25 protein-coding genes are annotated in these 25,832 nt (G+C 68.5%); 16 read left to right on the forward strand and 9 right to left on the reverse strand.

The window, feature by feature from the left end:
* Positions 1-22: 22 nt before the first annotated feature.
* On the forward strand, positions 23-1,579 hold the full coding sequence (gene bcsG / locus AC0KUR_RS33105; protein WP_049031656.1) for a cellulose biosynthesis protein BcsG: 1,557 nt from the start codon (positions 23-25) through the stop codon (positions 1,577-1,579).
* On the forward strand, positions 1,561-1,758 hold the full coding sequence (locus tag AC0KUR_RS33110; protein ID WP_034186737.1) for a hypothetical protein: 198 nt from the start codon (positions 1,561-1,563) through the stop codon (positions 1,756-1,758). Before bcsG ends, AC0KUR_RS33110 begins: the two co-directional genes overlap by 19 nt.
* A 63-nt stretch (positions 1,759-1,821) precedes the next feature.
* Here AC0KUR_RS33110 and AC0KUR_RS33115 read toward each other — a convergent pair whose 3' ends face one another.
* Genes AC0KUR_RS33115 through AC0KUR_RS33130 form a run of 4 tightly spaced genes read right to left on the reverse strand, consistent with a single transcriptional unit; the run spans position 1,822 to position 5,053 of the window.
* Entirely contained in the window at positions 1,822-2,706 is an 885-nt protein-coding gene (locus tag AC0KUR_RS33115; protein WP_034186738.1) for a pirin family protein, read from the reverse strand.
* A gap of 35 nt (positions 2,707-2,741) precedes the next feature.
* Complete coding sequence (locus tag AC0KUR_RS33120) at positions 2,742-3,134, reverse strand: OsmC family protein (RefSeq protein ID WP_473376973.1); 393 nt, start codon at positions 3,132-3,134, stop codon at positions 2,742-2,744.
* A 52-nt stretch (positions 3,135-3,186) separates the two neighbouring features.
* The gene (locus AC0KUR_RS33125; protein WP_034186740.1) at positions 3,187-4,767 is read right to left on the reverse strand and encodes a cation:proton antiporter; all 1,581 of its coding nucleotides are present in this window, start codon (positions 4,765-4,767) and stop codon (positions 3,187-3,189) included.
* 25 nt (positions 4,768-4,792) lie between these two features.
* Positions 4,793-5,053 carry a XapX domain-containing protein gene (locus tag AC0KUR_RS33130; protein ID WP_034186741.1) on the reverse strand — a complete coding sequence of 87 codons (261 nt, stop codon included), beginning with the start codon at positions 5,051-5,053 and terminating at the stop codon, positions 4,793-4,795.
* A 274-nt stretch (positions 5,054-5,327) separates the two neighbouring features.
* On the opposite strand from AC0KUR_RS33130, the gene AC0KUR_RS33135 reads away from it, so the two are divergent.
* On the forward strand, positions 5,328-6,014 hold the full coding sequence (locus AC0KUR_RS33135) for a hydrolase (RefSeq protein ID WP_034186742.1): 687 nt from the start codon (positions 5,328-5,330) through the stop codon (positions 6,012-6,014).
* A 63-nt stretch (positions 6,015-6,077) separates the two neighbouring features.
* On the opposite strand, the gene AC0KUR_RS33140 is transcribed toward AC0KUR_RS33135, so the two are convergent.
* A complete protein-coding gene (locus AC0KUR_RS33140) occupies positions 6,078-7,001 on the reverse strand; it encodes a LysR family transcriptional regulator (protein WP_034186743.1) in 924 nt (307 codons plus the stop codon).
* A gap of 99 nt (positions 7,002-7,100) precedes the next feature.
* Between AC0KUR_RS33140 and AC0KUR_RS33145 the strand changes: the two genes are divergently transcribed.
* Genes AC0KUR_RS33145 through AC0KUR_RS33170 form a run of 6 tightly spaced genes read left to right on the forward strand, consistent with a single transcriptional unit; the run spans position 7,101 to position 12,753 of the window.
* Positions 7,101-7,268 (forward strand): DUF1427 family protein, encoded by a 168-nt coding sequence (locus tag AC0KUR_RS33145; RefSeq protein WP_034186744.1) that lies wholly within the window; start codon positions 7,101-7,103, stop codon positions 7,266-7,268.
* Between the two features lie 18 nt (positions 7,269-7,286).
* On the forward strand, positions 7,287-9,179 hold the full coding sequence (locus AC0KUR_RS33150) for an amidohydrolase (protein WP_059557005.1): 1,893 nt from the start codon (positions 7,287-7,289) through the stop codon (positions 9,177-9,179).
* Between the two features lies 1 nt (position 9,180).
* Positions 9,181-9,642: a DoxX family protein gene (locus tag AC0KUR_RS33155; RefSeq protein WP_034186746.1), complete on the forward strand. Its 462-nt coding sequence runs from the start codon at positions 9,181-9,183 to the stop codon at positions 9,640-9,642.
* 26 nt (positions 9,643-9,668) lie between these two features.
* On the forward strand, positions 9,669-10,586 hold the full coding sequence (locus AC0KUR_RS33160) for a glyoxalase (protein WP_200089531.1): 918 nt from the start codon (positions 9,669-9,671) through the stop codon (positions 10,584-10,586).
* Positions 10,583-11,278, forward strand: a complete 696-nt coding sequence (locus AC0KUR_RS33165) for a YoaK family protein (protein ID WP_034191206.1) — start codon at positions 10,583-10,585, stop codon at positions 11,276-11,278. Before AC0KUR_RS33160 ends, AC0KUR_RS33165 begins: the two co-directional genes overlap by 4 nt.
* Complete coding sequence (locus tag AC0KUR_RS33170) at positions 11,275-12,753, forward strand: alginate export family protein (RefSeq protein ID WP_473376974.1); 1,479 nt, start codon at positions 11,275-11,277, stop codon at positions 12,751-12,753. Before AC0KUR_RS33165 ends, AC0KUR_RS33170 begins: the two co-directional genes overlap by 4 nt.
* A 96-nt stretch (positions 12,754-12,849) precedes the next feature.
* Here the strand turns inward: AC0KUR_RS33170 and AC0KUR_RS33175 are convergent, their stop codons facing one another.
* A complete protein-coding gene (locus AC0KUR_RS33175) occupies positions 12,850-14,436 on the reverse strand; it encodes an acid phosphatase (RefSeq protein ID WP_059557001.1) in 1,587 nt (528 codons plus the stop codon).
* A gap of 223 nt (positions 14,437-14,659) precedes the next feature.
* On the opposite strand from AC0KUR_RS33175, the gene AC0KUR_RS33180 reads away from it, so the two are divergent.
* The 3 genes from AC0KUR_RS33180 to AC0KUR_RS33190 all read left to right on the forward strand — a co-directional run bounded on the left by AC0KUR_RS33180 (position 14,660) and on the right by AC0KUR_RS33190 (position 16,987).
* A complete protein-coding gene (locus tag AC0KUR_RS33180) occupies positions 14,660-16,009 on the forward strand; it encodes a cytochrome-c peroxidase (RefSeq protein WP_069245621.1) in 1,350 nt (449 codons plus the stop codon).
* Between the two features lie 109 nt (positions 16,010-16,118).
* Positions 16,119-16,505 carry a hypothetical protein gene (locus tag AC0KUR_RS33185; RefSeq protein ID WP_034191202.1) on the forward strand — a complete coding sequence of 129 codons (387 nt, stop codon included), beginning with the start codon at positions 16,119-16,121 and terminating at the stop codon, positions 16,503-16,505.
* Between the two features lie 11 nt (positions 16,506-16,516).
* Positions 16,517-16,987 (forward strand): NUDIX hydrolase, encoded by a 471-nt coding sequence (locus AC0KUR_RS33190; RefSeq protein WP_049035811.1) that lies wholly within the window; start codon positions 16,517-16,519, stop codon positions 16,985-16,987.
* A gap of 128 nt (positions 16,988-17,115) precedes the next feature.
* Here AC0KUR_RS33190 and AC0KUR_RS33195 read toward each other — a convergent pair whose 3' ends face one another.
* Entirely contained in the window at positions 17,116-18,825 is a 1,710-nt protein-coding gene (locus tag AC0KUR_RS33195; protein WP_034191200.1) for a glutamine--tRNA ligase/YqeY domain fusion protein, read from the reverse strand.
* A gap of 253 nt (positions 18,826-19,078) precedes the next feature.
* Here AC0KUR_RS33195 and AC0KUR_RS33200 point away from each other — a divergent pair, with 253 nt between their 5' ends.
* Positions 19,079-19,288 (forward strand): ornithine acetyltransferase, encoded by a 210-nt coding sequence (locus tag AC0KUR_RS33200; RefSeq protein ID WP_006497729.1) that lies wholly within the window; start codon positions 19,079-19,081, stop codon positions 19,286-19,288.
* Positions 19,289-19,445: 157 nt separating this feature from the next.
* Positions 19,446-19,994 carry an RBBP9/YdeN family alpha/beta hydrolase gene (locus AC0KUR_RS33205; protein ID WP_059556998.1) on the forward strand — a complete coding sequence of 183 codons (549 nt, stop codon included), beginning with the start codon at positions 19,446-19,448 and terminating at the stop codon, positions 19,992-19,994.
* A gap of 33 nt (positions 19,995-20,027) precedes the next feature.
* On the opposite strand, the gene AC0KUR_RS33210 is transcribed toward AC0KUR_RS33205, so the two are convergent.
* Positions 20,028-21,248, reverse strand: coding sequence for a CaiB/BaiF CoA transferase family protein (locus tag AC0KUR_RS33210; protein WP_059556997.1), 1,221 nt, complete (start codon positions 21,246-21,248; stop codon positions 20,028-20,030).
* A 254-nt stretch (positions 21,249-21,502) separates the two neighbouring features.
* Here AC0KUR_RS33210 and alaS point away from each other — a divergent pair, with 254 nt between their 5' ends.
* Positions 21,503-24,127: an alanine--tRNA ligase gene (gene alaS, locus AC0KUR_RS33215; protein ID WP_034191197.1), complete on the forward strand. Its 2,625-nt coding sequence runs from the start codon at positions 21,503-21,505 to the stop codon at positions 24,125-24,127.
* Between the two features lie 129 nt (positions 24,128-24,256).
* Here the strand turns inward: alaS and AC0KUR_RS33220 are convergent, their stop codons facing one another.
* Positions 24,257-25,171, reverse strand: coding sequence for a LysR family transcriptional regulator (locus AC0KUR_RS33220; protein ID WP_343727038.1), 915 nt, complete (start codon positions 25,169-25,171; stop codon positions 24,257-24,259).
* 123 nt (positions 25,172-25,294) lie between these two features.
* Here AC0KUR_RS33220 and AC0KUR_RS33225 point away from each other — a divergent pair.
* A partial coding sequence (locus AC0KUR_RS33225; RefSeq protein ID WP_473376975.1) for a YbfB/YjiJ family MFS transporter occupies positions 25,295-25,832 on the forward strand: 538 nt, incomplete at its 3' end.

A 25,832-nucleotide genomic window follows, 5' to 3' on the forward strand; every position in this document is an offset into this window, starting at 1 on the left:
CGCCCATCATGGAGTGGTTTAGATGACGTTCTGGAATCTGTATTTCATCCTGAAGTTCGCGCTGTTCGCGACCGGGCACCTGCAGCCGTTCTGGCTCGCGAACCTCGCGTTCGCGGTGGCGCTCGCGGCGAGCGCGCCGATCCGGCGGCGCGCGTGGCGCATCGTGCGGCAGATCGCGGCGATCGCGATCGCGGTGCCGCTGCTCGCGCGCGAGATGCACGCGCCGCCGCTCGCGCGCCTCGTCGATGCCGCGCGCGAAGTGAGCACGTTCCGTTTCGACTACTGGATGGAACTGCTGCCGCGCCTGCTGCCGCCGTTGCTGGTGCTGACGGTCGCCGGCGCGCTGATCGTCTATTTCATCGTGAACCGCTGGCTGCGCGTCGCGACGTTCGTGCTGGCCGTGCTGATCGCGATGCCGCTGTGGCAGGCCGGCAGCGGGTTGATGGCGCGCGTCGTCGCGCCGGCCCCGCAGCAGGCGAACGCGACGGGCGCCACGCGCGCCGACCAGCCCGAGGATCACAACGCGGCGCTGGCGACGTTCCGCGCCCAGGAGTCGCAGCGGCAGGTGGCGTTCGGCCATCTCGGCCAGGATCCGGCCACGCAGTTCGACGTGATCGTGCTGCACATCTGCTCGCTGTCGTGGGACGATCTCGATGCGGCGAAGGTGCGCAACCATCCGATGCTGAGCCACTTCGACTACCTGTTCACGAACTTCAGCACGGCCGCGAGCTACAGCGGCCCGGCGGCGATCCGCGTGCTGCGCGCGAGCTGCGGGCAGGAGGCGCACGCGGACCTGTACAAGCCCGCGCCGCAGCAGTGCTACCTGTTCTCGCAACTGGCGCGCGCCGGCTACTCGGTGCAGTCGCTGCTGAACCACGACGGCCATTTCGACAACTTCCTGCAGGTGATTCACGACAACATCGGCGTGGCCGATGCGCCGATGATCTCGAACGCGGCCGCGCCCGTCGCGATGCACGCGTTCGACGGCTCGCCGATCAAGGAGGACTATTCGACGCTCGCGAACTGGTACGCGCAGCGCGCGTCGGTGCCGGGGCCCGTCGCGCTGTACTACAACACGATCAGCCTGCATGACGGCAACCGTGTCGTCGGCAGCGCGCTGACGAGCATCGACTCGTATCCGCAGCGCGCGACGAAGCTGATGACCGACTTCGACCGGCTCGCCGACCTGATCGCGCAATCGGGCCGCCGCGCGGTGATCGTGTTCGTGCCCGAGCACGGCGCCGCGCTGCGCGGCGACGAGAATCAGATTGCAGGCCTGCGCGAAATCCCGACGCCGCGCATCGTGCACGGCCCGGTCGGCGTGCGGCTCGTCGGTTTCGCCGGCAACCATGGGGCAACGACCGTGATCGACCAGCCGACCAGCTTCCTCGCGCTCGCGCAGTTGCTGTCGAACCTGGTGTCGAACAGCCCGTTCAAGCCGGGCACGACGCTCGCGCAATACGCGGCGGACCTGCCGCGCACGCGCATGGTCGGCGAAAACGAGGGCACGGTGACGATGCAGACGGCCGCGGGTTACGCGGTGAAAACTCCGGACGGCGTATGGATCGACGAACACTAATCCTTCCCGGCGACGGCGACGACGATCGCCTGTCGCAACCCAACGACGTGATCGGTCTGTCGCGGCACCTGCCCGCGCTCGATCCCGAACGGTATGTCGACGAGCAGGCGCGGCGCGCGTTCGTCGAATCGCTCGATCGCTGGCCGACGCTGGCGAAGCTGATGGGATTGAAGCCGTAAACGCAAGACGGCCGGCGTGGGTGCCGGCCGTCGCTTCCTCTCAGGCGGTCCTGCCGATCCTGCCTATTGCGCCTTGCGCGCCGGCTGGCGCGTCCATTCGTGTTCCTCGCCCGGCACCTTGCCGAAGGTTTGATCGGCCCATGCCGCGCGGGCCGCATCGATCTTCGCGCGCGCGCTCGAGACGAAATTCCATTCGATGAAACGCTCGCCCGGCAGGTGCGCACCGCCGAGCAGCATCACGCGCGCGCCGTTCGCGCTCGCGAGCGCGACGGTCGCGCCCGGTTCGAGCACGGCCATCGTCGCCGCGGCGAGCGGCGTGCCGTCGACGGTGAGATCGCCGTCGACGAGATAGACGCCGCGCTCGTCATGCTCCGCATCGAGCGCGAGCCGGCCGCCCGGCGTGAATTCCGCGTACGCATAAAGCGTCGGCGAGAATACGGCGACCGGCGACGCCAGCCCGAACGCGGTGCCCGCGATCACGCGCACGTTCGCGCCGTCGCGCGTGAACGACGGCAGCGTGTCGGCCGCGTGGTGCACGAACGCGGGCGCGGTGTCTTCATGTTCGACCGGCAGCGCGACCCAGGTCTGGATCCCGTGGACCGGCTGCTCGCGCGGCCGATCCTCGTCGGGCGAGCGTTCCGAATGCACGATGCCGCGACCGGCCGTCATCCAGTTCACGTCGCCCGGCACGATCTTTTGCCGGAAGCCGAGGCTGTCGTGATGCATCAGCGAGCCGTCGAACAGGTAGGTGACCGTCGCGAGCCCGATGTGCGGATGCGGCAGTACGTCGATGCCGCGGCCGGCCGGCAGCACGGCCGGGCCCATTTCGTCGAAGAAGATGAACGGGCCGACGAGGCGCGCGGCGCGCGCGGGCAGCACGCGGCGCACGACGAGGTTGCCGATGTCGCTTTCGCGCGGCGTGAGCAGGGTCTTGATCGAGGCGGACATGGTGGGGGGATGCTCGTGGTCGGTGCGACAGGCGATCAGGCGATCGCCGTGTCGATCGTGATCGGGTGCGTGAGGATCTTGTGGACCGGGCACGCGTTCGCGATCTGCAGCAGGCGGTCGCGCTGCTCGTCGGTCAGGTCGCCGTCGAGCGTGATGCGGCGCACGATCGTGCTGCCCGCGCCGCCCGATTCGTGCGCGAGCTTCACGTGCACTTCGGCGAGCGGCCAGCCCTTGCGTTGCGCGTACATCTTCAGCGTGATCGCGGTGCACGCGCCGAGGCTCGACAACAGCAGCGTGACGGGTGTCGGCGCCGCGTCGCCGCCGCCGAGCGCAGCCGGTTCGTCGGCACGCCACTGATGGACGCCATCGCTGAAGTGGACGAGGTAATCGACCGAGCCGATGCTCGCTTCGACGGACAGTTCGCTCATTGCAGTTCCAGGTGGGGAAAGGGGGCGGGCCGGCGGCGTGGCCGGCCGGGCGTTACGGTTCGAGCAGCCGCTGCAGCCGCAGTTCCTCGAAATCGAGCTCCGATTCTATGCGGTGCAGCACCGCGTCGTCGACCTTGCCGTCGCGGTGCAGGTCGAGCAGGGCGCCGCGCGACACGCCGACGAGTTCGAGCTCCACGCGCAGCATGCGCGTGCGCACGCCGGCGGGCTCGGCGCCTTGCCGGTGCGCGCGTTCGTTGAACGTGACGCGGTTGCGGTATTCGGCGAGCAGGCGGTCGAGCGACGGACGCTCGAGATCCGACCCGCGCTGCTCGCGCGCGTCGAGCTCGGCGAGCGCCGCGCCGAAGGTATGCGCGCGCACCGCATGCTCGGACATCGTGCGGCGCGCGGCCGGGCGCAGCTTCAGCACGCGGATCAGCGGCGCAAGCGTGCCGCCTTGCACGACGAGCGTCGCGATGATCAGCAGGAACGTGCTGAACAGGATCAGGTCGCGGCCGGGGAAGTTGGCCGGCAGCGCGACCGCGGCCGCGAGACTCACGACGCCGCGCATGCCCGACCAGCCGAGCACGACGGCCTCGCGCCACGACCACGGCGCATGCCCGGCGCGCGGCGCGCGCAGGCGGCCCGGCAGCCACATCGCGGCGAATACCCACACGACGCGCGCGCCGATCGCGGCGGCGGTGGCGGGCAGCGCGACGCGCAGGCCGGCCATCAGCACCGCGCCTTCGTGGTTCACGCGCGCGAGGATCGCGTGCAGCGCGAGACCGATCAGGATGAACACGAGCGCGTCGAGCACGAACACGATCGCTTCCCACGTCGCCTTTGCCTTGATCCGCATGTCGGCGTCGAACACGCGGTGCTGGCGCACGCCGAGCACCAGGCCGCAGGTGACGACCGACAGCACGCCCGAGCCGTCGACGGCTTCCGCGACGCCATAGCTGCCCCACGCCATCGCGAAGGTCACGACGATGCCGAGCATCGGATCGCGCAGGCGCGGCAGCACCCAGCACATCGCATGGCCGCAGGCGAGGCCGACCGCGATGCCGATCAGCGTGAGCGAGAAGAACAGGCCGGTGGCGCTCGCGGCCGTGATCGACACGGCGAGCGCGGCCGAGACGGCCATCTGGTACAGCAGCAGGCCCGACGCGTCGTTGACGAGGCTTTCGCCCTCGAGCACCGCGACGAGCCGCGCGGGCAGCGGGTGGCGCTGCAGGATCGCCTTCGCGGCGACCGCGTCCGGCGGCGACACGATCGCGCCGAGCGTGAAGCACGCGGCCCAGGGCAGATCGGGGTTCGCGGCATGCACGGCGAGTGCGACCGCGACGGTCGTGAACGCCACCGCGCCGAGCGCGAGCGACGCGATCGATGCGAGTTGCTCCCGGAACTCCTTCCACGCGGTGTAGAACCCGCTCGACATCAGCAGCGGCGGCAGCACGGCCGCGAGCAGCAGCGCCGGGTCCATGTCGGGCACGCGCTTGCCGGCGATCGCGATCGCGCAGCCGCCGAGCAGCAGCACGACGGCCGGTGGAATCGAGATGCGCTCGGCGAGCCACGTGAGCGCGCCCGCACCGCAGATCAACAACAGCAGGTAATGGAACAGTTCGACGTTGGTCATGCGCGGCCGGCAGGGAAGGGAGTCGTCACGACGGCTTGCGGTCGTTCGTCGTGCCGCCCGGCAGCGCGCCGAACATGTGCTGGCTGCACTGTGCGTCGCGCCATGCGGTGTTCAGCCGATGGCCGGACAGCATCCGGCGCGCGACCGGCAGGATCTGTTCGCCGGCCAGCATGCCGAGCAGGCCGGTGAGCGCGATGATCGGCGGCGCCGGCGAGTTCACGCCGAGTGCGCCGTAGATGACGCCGGCGAGGATGCCGGCGAGCAGTGACAGGAAATACGGTTTCATGGTGGGCATCCCGTGATGGCCGACGAAGGCGCGGCGCGCGTCGTCAAGGTCTTGAAAGCGTATCGGGTTTACATGAAGAAAAAAAGGGCGGGTCGCCCGGATCGGGCATCGATTGCGGAATCGGACCGATTCCATTTCTTGGGTGTTCGCGCCGCGCGTTTGCGGATTAAATGTTCGGGCCGGATGACGATCCGGCACCGACGCATCTCCGGCTCCTCCCGTTTTCACGGCCGAGGCAGGCCCCCCTTTTTTCGTTCACAGGACACCTTGCGCCATGAGCAATCCGAAACTCGAAGTACTGACACCGCAGAACAGCCAGCTGATCTTCATCGACCAGCAGCCGCAGATGGCGTTCGGCGTGCAGTCGATCGATCGCCAGACGCTGAAGAACAACGTCGTCGGGCTCGCGAAGGCCGCGAAGGTCTTTGACATTCCGACCACGATCACGACGGTCGAAAGCGACAGCTTCTCGGGCTACAGCTATCCCGAACTGCTCGACGTGTTCCCGAACCAGAAGACGCTCGAACGCACGTCGATGAACTCGTGGGACGACCAGAAGGTACGCGATGCGCTGGCCGCGAACGGCCGCAAGAAGGTGATCGTCTCGGGCCTGTGGACCGAGGTCTGCAATACGACGTTCGCGCTGTGCGCGATGCTCGAAGGCGACTACGAGATCTACATGGTGGCCGACGCGTCGGGCGGCACGTCGCAGGCCGCGCACGACTTCGCGATGCAGCGGATGGTGCAGGCCGGTGTCGTGCCCGTTACGTGGCAGCAGGTCGTGCTCGAGTGGCAGCGCGACTGGGCGCGCCGCGAGACGTACGACGCGGTGATGGCGCTCGTGAAGGAGCACTCGGGCGCGTACGGGATGGGGGTCGACTACGCCTACACGATGGTCCACAAGGCCGCACAGCGCACCGCGACGCCGCACGAGTCGCTCGCGCCGGTGCCGGCGAAGTAACGGGCTGCCGGATGCGATCGCCGCGGGGAATGCGGCGATCGCCTGTCATCGGCCGCCACGCATTCAGGCTGCCGGCAATGCCCACGGCGCGTGCGAGAAGTGTTCCGCGAGGAAGTCGAGCAGTACCGTCACGCGCGCGGCGCGCAGCATGCCGGGCGGCGTGACGAGGTTCACGTTGATGTCGGCGATCTTCCAGTCGCTCATCACTTCCTCGAGTTCGCCGCGCTGCATCGCCTCCCACACGAGGAACTCGGGCTGAAGCGCCAGGCCGTGACCCGCGACGAGCGCGGGAAGGATCACGTCCGCGTTGTTGGTGCGGATGCGTCCGTGCACGGACACGCCGACTTCCTCGCCCGAGGCCGGGTGACGGAAGCGCCAGTGTTCGGGTGTCGGCAGGTTCGTGTAGGTGAGGCACACGTGCTGGTCGATGTCGCGCGGGTGCGCGGGGCGGCCGCGCCGGTCGAGGTAGGCCGGCGCCGCGACGAGCGGCCGGCGCACCGCGCAGAGGCGGCGCGAGCGCAGCGACGAATCGTTGAGCTCGGCGATGCGGATGGCGACGTCGAAGCCGCCGGACACGATGTCGACGATGTGATCGGTGAGCACGAGGTCGATGTCGACGCGCGGATAGCGCTCGAGAAATGCGGGCAGCACCGGCGACAGGTGGCGCAGCCCGAACGACATCGGCGCATTCACGCGAACGAGGCCGTGCGGTTCGAGCGCCTGCGCGGACGCTTCGTTCTCGATCAGCTCGGCGTCGGCAAGCAGGCGGATCGCGCGGTCGCGCAGCAGTTCGCCGGTCGGCGTGAGCGACAGCTTGCGCGACGTGCGGTACAGCAGCATCGCGCCGAGGCGCTTTTCGAGGCGCGCGATCGCCTTCGACACGGTCGGCTGCGACACGCCGAGCAGGTCGGCGGCTTTCGCGAACGAGCCGGTCTCCGCGACGCGCGCGAAGATGGCCCAGGCTTCGAGATCAGGAAGGTGTTGCATGGTCGGAATGAATGGCAGGGAAGCGAAACGGATGCGATGTGCCGCGAAGGCGGAACGCGCGATGCAGGTGATTCTAATCCGGCCGGGAGAAAAATCGTTATGGAATCTTATCTAATTTCGTTGGGCGCCGGCGTGCTGATCGGCGTCGTATACAGCGTGATCAAGGTGCGCTCGCCGGCACCGCCGCTGATCGCGCTGGTCGGCCTGGGCGGCATGCTGATCGGCGCACAGGCGATCGCGCCGGTTCGTCACTGGCTCGGCTTCTGACCGCATCGAGGACACTTCATGAGCGCAACCGATACTCAACCCGATCTCATCCTGCACAACGGGCGCATCACGACGCTCGATCGTGCGAACCCGGTCGCGACGGCCGTCGCGATCAAGGACGGCCGCTTCGTCGCGGTCGGCGGCAACGCGGACGTCGTGCCGCTCGCGGGTCGCGCGACGAAGGTCGTCGACCTCGACGGCCGCACCGTGCTGCCGGGCCTGATCGACAACCACACGCACGTGATTCGCGGCGGCCTGAACTACAACCTCGAGCTGCGCTGGGACGGCGTGCGTTCGCTCGCCGTCGCGATGGAGATGCTCAAGCGCCAGGTCGCGATCACGCCCGCGCCGCAGTGGGTGCGCGTGGTCGGCGGCTTCACCGAGCATCAGTTCGCGGAGAAGCGCCTGCCGACGATCGACGAACTCAATGCGGTGGCGCCCGATACGCCGGTGTTCATCCTGCACCTGTACGACCGCGCGCTGCTGAACGCGGCTGCATTGCGGGTGGTCGGCTATACGAAGGACACGCCCGAGCCGCCGGGCGGCACGATCCTGCGCGACGACGCGGGCAACCCGACCGGGCTGCTGCTGGCGAACCCGAACGCGACGATCCTCTACGCGACGCTCGCGAAGGGGCCGAAGCTGCCGTTCGACTACCAGTACAACTCGACGCGCCATTTCATGCGCGAGCTGAACCGGCTCGGCGTGACGGGCGTGATCGATGCGGGCGGCGGCTCGCAGAATTATCCCGACGATTACGCAGTGATCCGCAAGCTGCACGACGCGGGCGAGATGACGGTGCGGATCGCCTACAACCTGTTCACGCAGAAGCCGAACGCGGAGAAGGAAGACTTCGTGAACTGGACGAAGAGCGTCACGTATCACGACGGCACCGACTATTTCCGCCACAACGGCGCGGGCGAGATGCTGGTGTTCTCCGCCGCCGATTTCGAGGACTTCCGCGTCGCGCGGCCGGACTTGCCGGCACAGATGGAAGACGATCTCGAAGGCGTCGTGCGCGTGCTCGCGCAGAACCGCTGGCCGTGGCGCATGCATGCGACGTACGACGAAACGATCAGTCGCGCGCTCGACGTGTTCGAGAAGGTGAACCGCGATATTCCGCTCGACGGACTCAATTGGTTCTTCGATCATGCGGAAACCGTCTCCGAACGATCGATGGACCGCATCGCCGCGCTCGGCGGCGGCATCGCGGTGCAGCACCGGATGGCGTACCAGGGCGAATACTTCGTCGAACGCTACGGCGCGCAGGCGGCCGAGGCGACGCCGCCGGTCGCGAAGATGCTCGAGAAAGGGCTCAAGGTGTCGGCCGGCACCGACGCGACGCGCGTCGCGTCGTACAACCCGTGGGTGTCGCTCGCGTGGCTCGTGACGGGCAAGACGGTCGGCGGGTTGCGGATGTATCCTCGGCGCAACCTGCTCGATCGCGAGACCGCGCTGCGCATGTGGACCGAGTACGTGACGTGGTTCTCGAACGAGGAGGGGAAAAAAGGGCGCATCGCGGTCGGGCAACTGGCCGACCTGATGGTCCCGGATCGCGATTTCTTCACCTGCGCGGAGGACGATATCGTGGACACGTCCGCGCTGCTGACGGTGGTGGGCGGCAGGATCGTGTGGGGCGCGGGGCCGTTCGCGTCGCACGATGCGCCGATTCCGCCCGCGATGCCCGACTGGTCGCCGGTGCGCGAGTACGGCGGTTACGGCGGCTGGGGCGCGACGCAGCGCGACGGTGCACCGCTGCAGCGTGCGGCGGCAGCGGCCGCCGCGTGCGGCTGTTCGAGCGCGTGCAACGTGCATGGGCATGCGCATGCGGGCGCGTGGGGCCGCGCGTTGCCGACCTCGGATGCAAAGGGCTTCTGGGGCGCGTTCGGCTGTTCGTGCTGGGCGGTCTGACATGGCGACCCCGACCAACCCGGGCCGCGTCGGCAACCCGGCATGGGTCCGTGCGCTGCTGGCGCAGCCGTGGGTCCTGCCGCTCGTGCGTCTGGCGCTGGTGTCCGCGTACCTGATCGGCGGCGTCGCGAAGGCGCTGGACTTCGGCGGCGCGGTCGCGGAGCAGGCGCATTTCGGCCTGCACCCGGCCGCGCTGTGGGCGGCGCTCGCGATCGCGGTCGAGATCGCCGGCTCGCTGTGCGTGGTGTTCAACCGCTTCACTTGGCTCGGTGCCGGCAGCCTCGGTATGCTGACGCTGGTCGCGATGGCGGTGGCGAACGATTTCTGGAACCGCACGGGCGCCGAGCATTTCATGGCACTCAACAGCTTTTTCGAGCATCTCGGACTGATCGCGGCACTCGTGCTCGCGACGCTGCTCGCCGATACGAAGCACGCGGCCGGTGACGGCCGCACGACTCGATGACGATGACACAACCAGGAAAACCCTTCATGAAATCCATTCGTTCCGTGTTGCTCGCCGCAATGATCGCGGGCGGTCTCGCCGTCGCGCCGGTCGCATTCGCGAAGACGCCGGTCACGAAGGCTGGCGCGACGCCGGCCGTGGCCGTCGGCCCGCAGTACGACACGACGCACGTGTGCGTGGCGCCCGAGGACTTCGACCGCTTCACCGACAGCTTCGTCGCGACCTTCGGCGGCAAGAAGTCGAAGCAGGGCGTGTTCCAGGTCACGCCCACGCCGAGCCAGACGATGTCGCAGCTCGTGCTCACGCCGGTCGGCACGGTCTCGGTGTTCGGCTTCAAGACGCCGATTCCGTATCCGTTCTGCGCGGAGCGCACCGGTTATCTCGTCACCGATCTCGACGTCGCGATGAAGTCGGCGCGCGCGCACGGCGCGGACGTGGTGGTCGACACGTTCCCCGACCCGATCGGCCGCGACGCGATCGTCCGCTGGCCGGGCGGCGTGAACATGCAGCTGTACTGGCATACGGAAGCGCCGCACTACGATGCGCTGGAGACGGTGCCCGAGAACCGCGTGTACGTGTCGCCGGAAAGCGCCGACACGCTCGTGCGCGACTTCGTCGCGTTCTCGCACGGCAAGGTGGTGTCCGACGTGCGCCGCGCGCCGGGCGTCGAGATCGGCCGGCCGAACGACACGTACCGGCGCATCCGCATCGAATCGGGCTTCGGCAAGATGACGGTGCTCGCCACCGACGGCCATTTGCCCTACCCGTTCGGCCGCGAGATGACCGGCTATGAAGTGCGCGATCTCGCCGCGACGCTGAAGCAGGCGCAGGCCGCGGGCGTGACCGTGCTCGTGCCGGCGTTCACGTCGGACGGCCGCGATGCGGCGCTCGTGCAGTTCCCGGGCGGCTACGTCGCCGAGATCCACGCGGGCGCGGCGCGATGAAGCACGAGGATACGATTCTTGCCGCGGTGGCCGGCTTCGTCGACACGCTGAGCTTCGTCGCGCTGTTCGGGCTGTTCACCGCGCACGTGACGGGCAACTTCGTGCTGATCGGCGCGGGCATCGCGGGCTTCGGCCAGGGTGTCGTGCTGAAGCTCAGCGTGTTTCCCGCGTTCGTGTGCGGCGTGATCGCGAGCAGCCTGATCGCGCGGTCGATGTCCGCGCGGCCGGCCTGGCAGGGTACGCGTGCGCTGCATGCGGTACAGGCCGTGCTGCTGCTCGGCTTCTGCGCGGCCGGCGTGTGGGCGACCCCCGTCACGCAGCCCGACAGCCTGCCGGCGCTCGTGGCCGGCATCGTCGGCACGTTCGCGATGGGCGTGCAGAACGCGCATCCGCGCGTGATCCCGCGCGCCGGCGTGCCGAACACGGTGATGACCGGCAACGTCACGCAGGCGATCCTCGACGTCGTCGATATCCTGTCCGCCGGCACGGCCGACAGCGTGCGCGCGGCCGCCCGCGCGCGCTTCGCGAAGATGCTGCCGGCGATCGTCGCGTTCGCGCTCGGCGCGGCATGCGGTGCGCTCGGGTTCCGCTACGTCGGGTTTCCGGCGTTGCTCGCGCCCGTCTGCGCGCTGGCGTTGCTCGCGCTGCGCGCGTCGCAAGCGGCCGGCACCGTCAAGCCGGAGCACGCATGAGCCGGCGGCGGGAACGGCATCGTCGCGCGCGCCGCTTCGATCGTGCTGCACGGGCGTCGGTCGTCGCGGGCTTGCTGCTCGCGGGCGCCGATGCCGCCTGCGCGGAAACGGCAACCGCCGCGACCACGACGTCGGCCGCCGACGGCGCCGCATCGACCTGTACGGCCAAGCGGCCGACCGTGCTGTTCAATCGCTGGCAGGAAGACTGGTCGGTGCTCGCGAATCCGTGCGTGCCGCGCGCGCCGCTCGACGGGTTGAAGTACATTCCGCTCGGCAACGATCCGGCTGCCTATCTGTCGCTCGGCGTGAACCTGCGGGAGCGCCTGGAGACCAACGATGCACCGCTGTTCGGCATCGGCTCCGCGCAATCGGACACGTACCTGATCCAGCGCGTCGAAGTGCATGCCGATGCGCATCTCGGCCAGCACTGGCAATTCTTCGTGCAGTTGCAGGACGACCGCGCGTTCGGCAAGAACACGATTTCGCCGGTCGACAAGAATCCGCTCGATCTCGAACAGGCCTTCGTGACCTACACGGGTGCGCTCGGCGGCGGCACGGTCAAGTTCCGCGTCGGCCGCCAGGAGATGGCGTTCGACCTGCAGCGCTTCATCGCCGCGCGCGACGGCCCGAACGTGCGGCAGGCGTTCGATGCGGTGTGGGCCGACTACGAGTACCGGAAGTGGCGTTTCATCGGGTATGCGACGCAGCCGGTGCAGAACCGCACCGTGTCCGCGTTCGACGACGTGTCGAACCGCGATCTCACCTTCAGCGGCGTGCGCTTCGAGCGGCAGTCGGTCGGGCCCGGCGACCTGTCCGGCTACTGGTCGCGCTACAACCGCAGCAACGCGCGCTTTCTCGATGCGAGCGGCGCCGAGCGGCGCGACGTGTGGGACCTGCGGTACACGGGCACGCAGGGCCGCTTCGACTGGGATCTCGAGACGATGCTGCAGACGGGCACGGTCGGCAACAGTTCGATCCGCGCGTGGGCGGTCGGCTCGATCGCCGGCTACCGGCTCGACGCGCCGTGGTCGCCGCGCGTCGCGCTGCAGGTCGATGCGGCGTCGGGCGACCGGCATTCGCACGACGGCCGCGTCGGCACCTTCAACCCGCTGTTTCCGAACGGCTATTACTTCACGCTGGCGGGATTCACGGGTTACTCGAACCTGATCCACGTGAAGCCGTCCGTGACGTTGAAGCCGTCATCGAACCTGTCGTTGCTCGGCGCGCTCGGTTTCCAGTGGCGCGAGACGACCGGCGATGCGGTCTACCAGCAGGGCAACGCGGTCGTGCCGGGCACGGCAGGCAAGGGCGGGTTGTGGACGGGGATGTACGTGCAGCTGCGTGCGGACTGGACGATCGCCGCGAACCTGATCGGCGCGATCGAGGCCGTGCATTTCCAGGTCGGCGATGCGATCCGGCAGGCGGGCGGGCACAACGCCGACTACGTCGGCGTCGAGCTGAAGTACGGCTGGTAACGCGCGGGTACGCGATGCATGAAAGAAGGGCGGCCGGCAGGCCGCCCTTCGTGCGTTCGGGCCGGCTTCGCCGCCGGCCCGGTCGGTGCGGGCCCGTTACAGGTTCGGCGACAGCGCGAGCGCGTTCGTCAGGTCGCCCATCGGCTGCCCGCCGTTCGCCTTCAGCGCGTCGTCGCGCTGCTGCAGGCCCGCGAGGCGCGGCAGCGAGAAGCGGCGCGTGATGAAGCGCAGGATCGAACCCGTGTCGTACTGCGTGTGGTCCACGAAGCCCTTCTTCGCGTACGGCGACACGATCAGTGCCGGAATGCGCGTACCCGGGCCCCAGCGGTCGGCGCTCGGCGGCGCGGCATGATCCCAGAAGCCGCCGTTTTCGTCGTACGTGACGACGACAACCATGTTCTTCCACTGCGGGCTGGCCTGCAGGTGCGCGATCACGTCGGCGATGTGCTGGTCGCCGGAGGTCACGTCCGTGTAGCCCGGGTGTTCGTTCAGGTTGCCCTGCGGCTTGTAGAACGCGACCTGCGGCAGCGTGCCCGCGTCGATCGCCTTGATGAACTCGGCGCCGTTCGCGCCGCCGTCGAGCAGGTGCTGCGCGCGGCTCGCGGTGCCCGGCGCCTGGTTCGCGAAGTAGTTGAACGGCTGGTGGTGCGGCTGGAAGTTCGGCGTCGACAGATCGGCACCGTAGATCACGTTCGACGTGCCGTTCTGGCTCGCCTGCAGCGCCTGGCCCCATGCGCCGCTGTACCAGGCCCACGACACGCCTGCGTTGGTCATCAGGTCGCCGATATTGGTCGCCGTCTGCGGCGGCATCGTCGACGGATTCGCCGGGTCGGCCAGCAACGGGTCGCCGCCCGTGGCCGCCTTGTTGCCGCTCGGCTGATACGCCGGCTGCATCGTGTTGATGCCGTAGAAGTCGGGCGTGAGCGCGCCGTCGTTGACGAACTTCGGCGGGCCGCTCAGCGCGGAGGCCGGCGAGTTCGTCGCGACCTTCAGCGACTTGCCGTCGGCATTCAGCACGGCGATCTTGCCGGCCGCGGGGCTCTTGTCGGCGTTCGGGTAGTACGGTGCGCACGCGCAGACCAGGTACTGGTGGTTCAGGAACGAACCGCCGAACGCGCCCATGAAGAAGTTGTCGGCGAGCACGTACTGCTGCGCGATCTTCCACAGCGGCAGCTTCGACGGATCCGCGGTGTAGTGGCCCATCGTCAGGCCGCCCGCGTCGGTCCAGGCGGCGTACATGTCGTTCTTGCCGCCGTTGATCTGCATCTGGTCCTGGTAGAAGCGATGCACGATGTCGCGCGTGGCGATGCTCATCGACTGGTTGAAGCCCTTCGGGTCGTCGATCGCGAACGGCGCGTTCGGCAGGTTCGCCGTCATCGCCTCGGTGACCGCCGGCGTGATGCCGGTCGCGGTCAGTCCGCCCCAGATCTTCGGCAGCGTCGCCATCGTCGAGCCGTCGCGATCCTTCTGCACCGAGTTCGCGGCCGTCGCGTTCTGCAGGCCGTTCGCGCCCGGGAAGTTGCCGTACAGGTTGTCGAAGCTGCGGTTTTCCGCATAGATCACGACGACGTTCTTGACGGCGGACAGGCCTTGCTGCGTGACATCGTCGCCGCCGCAGGCGGTCAGGCTGAGCGCGGCCGCAAGGGCGATCGGCGTGTAGCGAATCCAGGCGTGCTTCTTCATGCGATGTTCTCTCTCATTCGTCGTTGGTCGCGTGTGGGAACCGGGTGGCGGGAGGGCCGGCGCACGAACCTCGCGGTACCGCCCGGCAGCGCGCATTATCTGGAACCGATTTGACAGCCGGGTGTAGGCGCGCTTTCAATTGACTGTCGGTGGAACGTCATTGAACGGTCATGGAACTGACATAAGCTCCGGCCGATCGCCCACCGCTACCAGAACAACGACGATGCACACCCTTCTGAAATCCCTCGCGTCCGCGCGATCGCTGATCTCCGCCGCGGCCGCGCTGGCACTCGCGGGCGGACTCGCGGCGCTCGCCGGTTGCGATGCGCGGCCCGGCACGACCGCGTCGGCCGCGTCCGTCGTACCGGCGGCTCAGGCCGCGTCGGCCGGCCCGGCGGTCGCGCCAGCCAGCCAGCCGCAGACGCGCGCGCAGGTGTTCGAGGGCGTGAAGCAGATGACGGCACTCGGCAAGCAACTGTTCTTCGATCCGTCGCTGTCCGGGTCCGGCAAGCTCGCCTGTGCGTCGTGCCATAGCGCCGAGCATGCGTTCGGGCCGCCGAACGCGTTGTCGGTGCAGCTCGGCGGCGACGACATGCACCGTAGCGGTTTTCGCGCGGTGCCGTCGCTGAAATACCTGCGCGGCATTCCTCCGTTCAGCGAGCACTTCCACGATTCGCCGGACGAAGGCGATGAAAGCATCGACGCGGGTCCGACCGGCGGCCTGACCTGGGACGGTCGTGTCGACACGCGCGACGCGCAGGCGCGCATTCCGCTCACGTCGCCGTTCGAGATGAGCAGCTCGCCCGCACGGGTGGCGAAGGCGGTTCGCGCCGCGCCGTATGCCGACGCGTTCCGCAAGGCGTTCGGCGATCAGGTCCTCGGCGACGATCGGGCAACGTTCGATGCCGTGCTGCGCGCGCTCGACGCATTCCAGCAGCAGCCGGCGCTGTTCGATCCGTACACGAGCAAGTACGACGCGTATCTGGCCGGCCGCGCGCGGCTCACGCCTGCCGAGCTGCACGGCCTGCAGCTGTTCAACGACGAGAAGAAGGGCAACTGCGCGAGTTGCCACATCAGCCAGCGCACGCTCGAAGGCGGCCCGCCGCAGTTCAGCGATTTCGGGCTGATCGCGATCGCGGTGCCGCGCAACCGCGCGCTGCCCGTCAACCGCGACCCGCGCTTTTACGATCTCGGCGCGTGCGGTCCCGAGCGCACCGACCTGAAGGGCCGCGACGAATTCTGCGGGCTGTTCCGCACGCCGTCGCTGCGCAACGTCGCGCTGCGCAAGACGTTTTTCCACAACGGCGTGTATCACACGCTCGAGGACGTGATGCGCTTCTACGTCGAGCGCGACATCCATCCGGAGAAGTTCTACCCGGTCGTGCACGGCAAGGTGCAGATCTACGACGACCTGCCGAAGCGCTACTGGCCGAACATCAACCGCGAGCCGCCGTTCGACCGCAAGCGCGGCGAGCAGCCGGCGCTGAACGCGGCCGAGATCAAGGACGTGATCGCGTTCCTCGGCACGCTGACTGACGGATATCAGCAAACGGCCGCGCCGGCCGGGCACTAGAAGGCGCTGCCGCCGGCACGCATGCTATGCTCGCTCGCTGACGGGCGCGCTGCGGGCCGGTTCGCCGGCCTGCAGCGCGCCGTTCGATCGAACATCCAAGGAGAAAAACATGTCGATGCGCGCATCCCTTTCCGTCGTCACGCGTGTGCTGGCCGGCGCCGCGTGCGCAGCCGCGATGCTGCCCGCCCATGCGCAGAACAACCTGAGCTTCCTGAACGACACGCCGATCAGCTATTTCAGCAACGCCGACCGCGCGTCGCTCTCGAAGGCCGTCGTGCAGGCGCGCGACGAAGGCAAGGACGGCGAAACCACGACGTGGCAGAGCAGCGGCCGCGGCACGCAGATCGACGCGAAGCTCACGCCGACCACGACCGAGACGGACGGCAAGACCTGCCGCGAAATCACCACCGACATCACCGCGAAGGGCCAGACGATGACGCTCAAGCCCGTCTACTGCAAGACGGCCACGGGCAAGTGGCAGTTGCAGAAGCGCTGAGCACACGCGCGATGAAGCGGGGCGGCGCGCCGCGCACGGTGTCGTGCGGCGTCGTGATTCTCGATGCGGCCGGCCGCGTGTTCCTCGCGCACGCGACGGATACCACGCACTGGGACATCCCGAAGGGGCAGGGCGAGCCCGGCGAGACGCCGGCCGACGCCGCGCTGCGCGAGCTGCTCGAGGAAACCGGCATCGAGCTCGCGCCGGCGCGGCTGCTCGATCTCGGCCGGTTTTCCTATCGTCACGACAAGGATCTGCACCTGTTCGCGGTGCGGGTGGCCGCAGGCGAGATCGATCCCGCGCACTGCACGTGCACGTCGCTGTTCCCGAGCCGTCGCGACGGCTCGATGATTCCCGAGATGGATGCGTACCGCTGGACCGCGCCGGGCGACGTCGACGCATATGCGAGCCGCAGCCTCGCGCGGCTGTTTCGCACGAAGCTGTCGCTGGCGGACCTGCATCGGCGGTTGGCGGGCGCATGAGCGTGTGCGGCGGCTCCCGCCGCGGCGTGCCGTTTCGATGCGCGCAAAAAAACCGGCACTTGGGCCGGTTTTTTTTGGGGTGACGCGAGGGCGGCGCCCGAAGCCGCCGCCGCGCGCCGAGCAGGCCGTCAGGCCGGCTTGCCCCAGCTGTCGCGCAGCCCGACGATCCGGTTGAACACCGGCTTGCCCGGTTTCGAATCGACACGGTCGGCAACGAAGTAGCCGTGACGCTCGAACTGCAGGCGCGTTTCCGGCGCGATGTCGCCGTTACCGGGCTCCAGATAAGCCTGCACGATCTTCTTCGAATCGGGGTTCAGCGCCTCGAGGAAGTTCGCGCCGCCCGCGTCCGGATGCGGCTCCTTGAACAGGCGGTCGTAGATCCGCACTTCGGCCGGCTGCGCATGCTTCGCGCTGACCCAGTGGATGTTGCCCTTGACCTTGTACGTGTTCGCGCCTTCGGTGCCCGACTTGCTGTCCGGGAAGTAGTTGCAGTGCACGGCCGTCACGTTGCCGTCGGCGTCCTTGTCGAAGCCCGTGCATTCGATCACGTAGCCGTAGCGCAGGCGCACCTTGTTGCCCGGGAACAGGCGGAAATAGCCCTTCGGCGGGTTCTCGACGAAATCCTCGCGCTCGATCCACAGCTCGCGCGAGATCGGGAACGTGCGCACGCCGCGGTCCGGGTGGTGCGGATGCACGGGCGCCGTGCACGCTTCCTCGAGGTCTTCCGGATAGTTGTCGATCACGAGCTTCAGCGGATCGAGCACCGCGACCGTACGCGCGGCCTTGTCGTCGAGGTCGTCGCGCAGCGCGCCTTCGAAGATGCTCATGTCGATCCACGAATCGATCTTCGTCACGCCGATCCGCTCGCAGAACAGGTGGATGCTCTCCGGCGTGAAGCCGCGACGGCGCACGCCGACGATCGTCGGCATCCGTGGGTCGTCCCAGCCGTCGACGTGGCCTTCGGTGACGAGCTGCAGCAGCTTGCGCTTGCTGGTGATCGCGTACGTGAGGTTCAGGCGCGAGAATTCGATCTGTTGCGGCAGCGGACGCGTGAACACGCCGGCTTCCGCGAGTTCGTTCAGCACCCAGTCGTACAGCGGGCGGTGATCCTCGAATTCGAGCGTGCACAGCGAATGCGTGATGCCTTCGAGCGCATCCGAGATGCAGTGCGTGTAGTCGTACATCGGATACACGCACCAGGCGTCGCCGGTGCGGTAGTGGTGCGCGTAGCGGATCCGGTAGATCACCGGATCGCGCATGTTCATGTTCGGCGAAGCCATGTCGATCTTCGCGCGCAGCACGTGCTCGCCTTCCTTGAACTCGCCGGCCTTCATGCGGCGGAACAGGTCGAGGTTTTCCTCCGGCGTGCGGTCGCGGAACGGCGACGGCTTGCCGCCTTCCGTCAGCGAGCCGCGGTTCGCGCGCATTTCGTCGGCGCTCTGGCTGTCGACATACGCCTTGCCGCGCTTGATCAGCAGCTCGGCGAACTCGTACAGCTTGTCGTAGTAGTCGCTCGCGAAATACTGATGATCGACCGCGTCCTTGCGCCAGTCGAAACCGAGCCAGCGCACCGCGTCGACGATCGAATCGACGTACTCGACGCTTTCCTTTTCCGGGTTCGTGTCGTCGAAGCGCAGGTGGCACACGCCGCCGTAGTCGCGCGCGACGCTGAAGTTCAGGCAGATGCTCTTCGCATGGCCGATGTGCAGATAGCCGTTCGGCTCGGGCGGGAAGCGCGTCTCGACGCGTCCGCCCCATTTGCCGGTGCGGTTGTCGTCGTCGATGATGTTACGGATGAAATTGGAAGCCGCGGGGGCGTCGTTGCGTTCGGTGCTCATGCGGTTGGCGTCAGGTTGTGTCGGCGCGTCGCGCCGGTTTAATCCTGTAATTCTACCTGACCGGGGTCCGTCCCGCGCGGGTCGCGGGTCCGGTACCCTGCGTGCGCGATGCGCGCCGCAATATATCGAGTGTGTGTCGGCTGTAACACGACGTAAATCGGATTGCCCGCGCCGTTCGGGTTTTCCTATGATGGCTTTACCGATTCAACGCCGCCATTCGTATTTTTTGCCTGGCGGGAGGAAGCCAATAACCATGATGAAGAAGACCACTTTTCTCGTTCGTACCGCGGTGATCGTCGCGGCCCTGTCGCAACTCGGCGCATGCGCGATGACGCATACGCAGCGTAATGCCGGGATCGGCGCGGCCGCGGGCGGCGCACTCGGTTACCTGATCACGGGCGGCCCGGTCGGCACGGTCGCCGGTGCGGCGGCAGGCGGCCTGGTCGGCGCTGGCGTCCGCTGAACGCAGGACGGCCGTGACGTCGACCTGAATCGACGTCGCGGCCCGCTCGCTCCTCACGCACATCCTCCGGTTTTTTGACAGGCAGCATCAGGGAGAGGAGGGTATGCGACACTTCGTCGACGCCACCACACGATTCCATTCGTCGACGAACCCCGCCATGAGCGACCCCTTCGTTTTCGTCTTGCCGGGCTACGGCAATTCCGGCCCGCTTCACTGGCAGAGCCGCTGGGAGCGTGCCGATGCGCGCTTTTCGCGTGTCGCGATGCCCGACTGGGACCGCGCGTTCCGCAACGGCTGGTGTCTCGCGCTCGACCGCGCGGTCCAAGCCGCGCGCGGGCCCGTGGTGATCGCCGCCCACAGCCTCGGCACGCTGACCGCCGCGTGGTGGGCGACGCGCTATGCGCGTCCGGCCGCGCTCGCGAAAGTGCGCGGCGCGCTGCTGGTCGCGTTGCCCGATCCCGCCGGACCGGCGTTTCCGGCCGACGCGCACGGCTTCGGCCCGGTGCCGCGCGAGCGGCTGCCGTTTCCGACCTGCGTCGTCGCGAGCAGCGACGATCCGTACGGGTCGCTCGCGTTCGCGCGCGGCTGCGCGCATGCGTGGGGCAGCGAATTCCGTGACATCGGCCCGCGCGGCCACCTCAACGCGGACAGCGGGCTCGGCGACTGGCCGGCCGCCCGCGGCTGGCTCGACGCGCTCGCGCGGTAGGCGGGCGAGCCGCCGCCGCGCGAGCCCGGCGCGTCAGATCGCCTGCTTCGCCTTCAACGCGGCGATCCGCGCGTCGTCGTAGCCGAGCATCTCGCGCAGCACGTCGTCGGTCTGCGCGCCGAGCAGCGGCGGGGCCGTGCGCGCGTCGGGCGGCGTCGCGCTCATCCGGATCGGGTTGCGCACGAGCTTCACGTCCGCGCCGCACGGGTGCGGCAGCGATACCTGCATCCCGCGCGCGACCACCTGCTCGTTGTCGAACACCTCGTCGAGATCGTTGATCGGGCCGCACGGCACGCCGGCCGCTTCGAGCACGGCGATCCAGTCGGCCTTGCCGCGCGCCTTCACCATCTCCGCGAGGATCGGCACCAGCGTGTCGCGGTGGCGCACGCGCGACGGGTTCGTCGCGAAGCGCTCGTCGTCGGCCAGCTCGGGCCGGCCGCCGGCCTCGACGAATTTGCGGAACTGCCCGTCGTTGCCGACAGCGACGATAATCCAGCCGTCGCGCGTCTGGAACGTCTGGTACGGCACGATGTTCGGATGCGCGTTGCCCCAGCGCACCGGCGGCTTGCCGCTCGCGAGGAAGTTGGTGTTCATGTTCGCGAGCAGCGCGACCTGCACGTCGAGCAGCGCCATGTCGATGTACTGGCCTTCGCCGGTGCGGTCGCGGTGCGCGAGCGCGGCGAGCACCGCGATCGTCGAATAAAGGCCCGTCGCGAGATCGGCGATCGCGACGCCGGCCTTTTGCGGGCCGCCGCCCGGCTCGCCGTCGCGCTCGCCGGTGATGCTCATGAAGCCGCCGATCCCCTGCACGATGAAGTCGTAGCCCGCGCGGTGCGCGTACGGGCCCGTCTGGCCGAAGCCGGTGACCGAGCAGTAGACGAGATCGGGCTTCACCGCGCGCAGCGACGCGTAATCGAGCCCGTATTTCTTCAACTGGCCGACCTTGTAGTTCTCGAGCACGACGTCGCTTTGCGCGGCGAGCTCGCGCACGATCTGCTGGCCTTCGGGCGTCGCGATGTCGATCGTCACCGAGCGCTTGTTGCGGTTCGCCGCGAGGTAGTACGCGGCCTCGGCGGTATCCGCGCCGTCCGCGTCCTTCAGGTACGGCGGCCCCCAGTGGCGCGTGTCGTCGCCGGCGCCCGGGCGCTCGACCTTGATCACGTCCGCGCCGAAATCGGCAAGGGTCTGCGCGCACCACGGGCCCGCGAGCACGCGGGTGAGGTCCAGCACGCGGATATGGCTCAGGGCACCCATCGTCGAATCGTCTCCTTTCATGGCTGGCCTGCCTTGTCGGGCAAGGCCGATTGGCATGCCGAGCATCTTAAGGCGAATCGGCCGCGCGGGTGGCCCAGCCGGGCCGTCCGGATGGCCGAGCCGCTTTGCCGGCGCTTTGCCCGGAAGCCGGCCCCGATCCCGTATAATCGATCGTTTCCGAATCCATGCCGTCGCGCGCCCGTCAAGGGCGCCGGCGTTTTGAAGCCGTCTTTGCCAGACTGTCCCCGCACGCCATGAAAGCTGCCGAAATCCGCGAGAAATTCCTCAAATTCTTCGAATCGAAGGGCCATACGATCGTCCGCTCGTCGAGCCTCGTGCCCGGTAACGACCCCACGCTGATGTTCACGAACTCGGGCATGGTCCAGTTCAAGGACGTCTTCCTCGGCACGGACCCGCGCCCGTACTCGCGCGCCACGACGGCGCAGCGCAGCGTCCGCGCGGGCGGCAAGCACAACGACCTCGAGAACGTCGGCTACACGGCGCGCCACCACACGTTCTTCGAGATGCTCGGCAACTTCTCGTTCGGCGACTACTTCAAGCACGACGCGATCAAGTTCGCGTGGGAGCTGCTGACCACGGTCTACCAGCTGCCGAAGGACAAGCTGTGGGTCACCGTCTACCAGGAAGACGACGAGGCGTACGACATCTGGGCGAAGGAAGTCGGCGTGCCGACCGAGCGCATCATCCGCATCGGCGACAACAAGGGCGCGCGCTACGCGTCGGACAACTTCTGGACGATGGGCGACACCGGCCCGTGCGGCCCGTGCACCGAAATCTTCTACGACCACGGCCCGGACGTGTGGGGCGGCCCGCCGGGGTCGCCCGAAGAAGACGGCGACCGCTACATCGAGATCTGGAACCTCGTGTTCATGCAGTTCAACCGCGACGCGCAGGGCAACATGACGCGCCTGCCGAAGCAGTCGGTCGACACCGGCATGGGCCTCGAGCGTCTCGCCGCCGTGCTGCAGCACGTGCACAGCAACTACGAGATCGACCTGTTCCAGAACCTGATCAAGGCCGCCGCGCGCGTGACCGAGATCAGCGACCTCACGAACAACTCGCTGAAGGTGATCGCCGATCACATCCGCGCATGCTCGTTCCTGATCGTCGACGGCGTGATCCCCGGCAACGAAGGCCGCGGCTACGTGCTGCGCCGGATCGTGCGCCGCGCGATCCGCCACGGCTACAAGCTCGGCCGCAAGGGCTCGTTCTTCCACAAGCTGGTGGCCGACCTCGTCGCCGAGATGGGCGTCGCGTATCCGGAGCTGAAGGAAGCCGAGCAGCGCGTGACCGACGTGCTGCGCCAGGAAGAAGAGCGCTTCTTCGAGACCATCGAGCACGGCATGTCGATCCTCGAGGCGGCGCTGGCCGACGTCGAGGCGAAGGGCGGCAAGGTGCTCGACGGCGAACTCGCGTTCAAGCTGCACGACACCTACGGCTTCCCGCTCGACCTCACGGCCGACGTGTGCCGCGAGCGCGGGATGACGGTCGACGAGCCGGCATTCGACGACGCGATGGCGCGCCAGCGCGAACAGGCGCGCGCGGCCGGCAAGTTCAAGGCCGCGCAGGGCCTCGAATACTCGGGCGCGAAAACCACGTTCCACGGCTACGAGGACATCGCGTTCGACGACGCGAAGGTCGTCGCGCTGTACGTCGACGGTTCGGCCGTCAACGAAGTGAAGGCCGGCCAGGATGCGGTCGTCGTGCTCGACCACACGCCGTTCTACGCGGAATCGGGCGGCCAGGTCGGCGACCAGGGCGTGCTCGCGAACGCCGCGACGCGCTTCGCGGTGGCCGACACGCTGAAGGTGCAGGCCGACGTGATCGGCCATCACGGCACGCTGGAGCAGGGCACGCTGAAGGTCGGCGACGTGCTGCGCGCGGAAATCGACGCGCATCGCCGTGCCCGCACGCAGCGCAACCACTCGGCCACCCACCTGATGCACAAGGCGCTGCGCGAAGTGCTCGGCGCGCACGTGCAGCAGAAGGGTTCGCTGGTCGACGCGGAAAAGACCCGCTTCGACTTCGCGCACAACGCGCCGATGACCGACGACGAAATCCGTCGCGTCGAGCAGATCGTCAACAACGAGATCCTGGCCAACGCGCCGGGCATCGTGCGCGTGATGCCGTACGACGAAGCGGTGAAGGGCGGCGCGATGGCGCTGTTCGGCGAGAAGTACGGCGATGAAGTGCGCGTGCTCGATCTCGGTTTCTCGCGCGAACTCTGCGGCGGCACGCACGTGCACCGCACCGGCGACATCGGGCTCTTCAAGATCGTCGTCGAAGGCGGCGTCGCGGCCGGCATCCGCCGCGTCGAGGCAATCACCGGCGACAACGCGGTGCGCTACGTGCAGGAGCTCGACGCGCGCGTGAACGAAGCGGCGGCCGCGCTGAAGGCGCAGCCGTCGGAACTCACGCAGCGCATCGCGCAGGTGCAGGACCAGGTGAAGTCGCTCGAGAAGGAGCTGGGCGCGCTGAAGTCGAAGCTCGCATCGAGCCAGGGCGACGAGCTCGCACAGCAGGCCGTCGAAGTCGGCGGCGTGTACGTGCTGGCCGCGACGCTCGACGGCGCCGACGCGAAGACGCTGCGCGAAACGGTCGACAAGCTGAAGGACAAGCTGAAGAGCGCGGCGATCGTGCTGGCGGCTGTCGAAGGCGGCAAGGTCAGCCTGATCGCGGGCGTCACGCCGGACGCGAGCAAGAAGGTCAAGGCCGGCGAACTCGTGAACTTCGTCGCGCAGCAGGTCGGCGGCAAGGGCGGCGGCCGTCCGGACATGGCGCAGGCGGGCGGCACCGAGCCGGCGAACCTGCCGGGCGCGCTGGCCGGCGTGAAGGGCTGGGTCGAAGAGCGGCTCTGATCGTCATGCGACCGGTGCGATGCCGTTGCGCTGACGGCATCGCGTGAATGAAACAACGACTCGATCGGCGGATGCCGGTCGGGTCGTTTCGTTTGCGCACGTCGATCGATGCGGCGACGCGCGCACCGGTCAGGCCGTCACGATCGCCGGCGACTTCGTCGCGTCGCCGGGCGGCCGCGCGGCCTCGGCGAGCGCATCGCGCAGCGCGGCGAGCGCCGCCGACGCATAACCCTGTCGCCACGCGAGCAGCGTGTCGATGCCTTCGAGTTCGGGAATCGTGTGCGCGGCGATGTTGCCGGTTTCCGGCTGCAGGTCGAGCACCGAACGCGGCGCGACCGCGACGCCAGCGCCGGCCGCGACGCACGCGACGATCGCATGGTACGAGCCGAGTTCGAGCACGCGCGCGGGCTTCATGCCGTGCGCCGCATACCATTGCTCGACGTACTTGCGGTACGCGCAGCCGCGCTCGAACGCGATCAGCGTCGGCAGGATCACGTCGCGCGGCGTGCGCACCGGCGGATGGCCGCGCGGCGTCAGCAGCACGAGATCCTCGCGGAAGACCGGCACCGTCTCGAACGTGTCGGGCAGCCCGCCCGGTTCGGGCGGGCGCGCGAACAGCGCGGCATCGATCTCGAAGTCGCGCACCCGGTCGATCAGCCAGCCCGTCGTGCCCGTCACCAGTTCGAGCGACACGTCGGGCCACGCGTGGTGATAGCGCGCGAGGAGAGCCGGCAGTCGGCTCGCGGCCGTGCTTTCCATCGTGCCGAGCCGCAGCCGGCCGCGCGGCGTGTCCTCGCGCACCGCGTCGCGCGCCTCGTCGGCGAGCGCGAGCAGGCGCTCCGCATACGGCAGCAGCGTCTGCCCGGCCGGCGTCAGCACGAGCCGGCGTCCGTCGCGCACGAACAGCGCGGCGCCGAGTTCTTCCTCGAGCTGCTTGATGCGCGTGGTGACGTTCGACTGCACGCGATTGAGCTTGGCCGCCGCGCGCGTCACGCCGTTCTCGCGCACGACCGCCCGGAAAATCGCCAGCGCGGCCAGGTCCATGATTCTCTCCGAGGGATGAGTCGATTCTTGATTATTCATTTTTCAAGAACGTTTGGTCAAGCTACGATGGCCGCATTCCGGTTTCCGATCCGGCCGGCGCGCTCAGTGCCGGCCGTTGCCGCCATGTCCCGCTTCGATGCCTCGCCCGCCGCTGCCGGCGTCCTTTCGTCCGACCAGGCCGACCGCCTTGCCCGCGCGGCCGCGCGGGCGTGCATGGTCGGCCTCGCGGTCGTGCTCGGCGTCGGCCGTTTCGCGTTCACGCCGCTGTTGCCGCTGATGCTCGCGGACGGCTCGATCGGCCTGAAAGCCGGCAGCTGGCTCGCGTCGGCGAACTACGCGGGTTACTTCGTCGGCGCGGTCAGTTGCGCGGCGCTGCGCATCGCGCCCGCGCGGATGGTCCGCTTCGGGCTCGCGGCCACCGTGCTGCTGACCGCCGCGATGAGTGTCGGCCACCTGCTGCCCGTGTGGCTCGCGGTGCGCTTCGTCGCGGGCGTCGTCAGCGCGTGGACGTTCGTGTTCGTGTCGCAGTGGGGATTGCGGCGCCTGGCCGAACTGCACGCACCCGAATGGAGCGGGGTGATCTACGCGGGGCCGGGCGTCGGCATCGTCGTGACGGGGCTGATCGGCAGCGGGGGGGGGGGGAGGGGGGGGGAGGGGGGGG

The organism is Burkholderia sp. YHN3-13 (assembly GCF_055810675.1).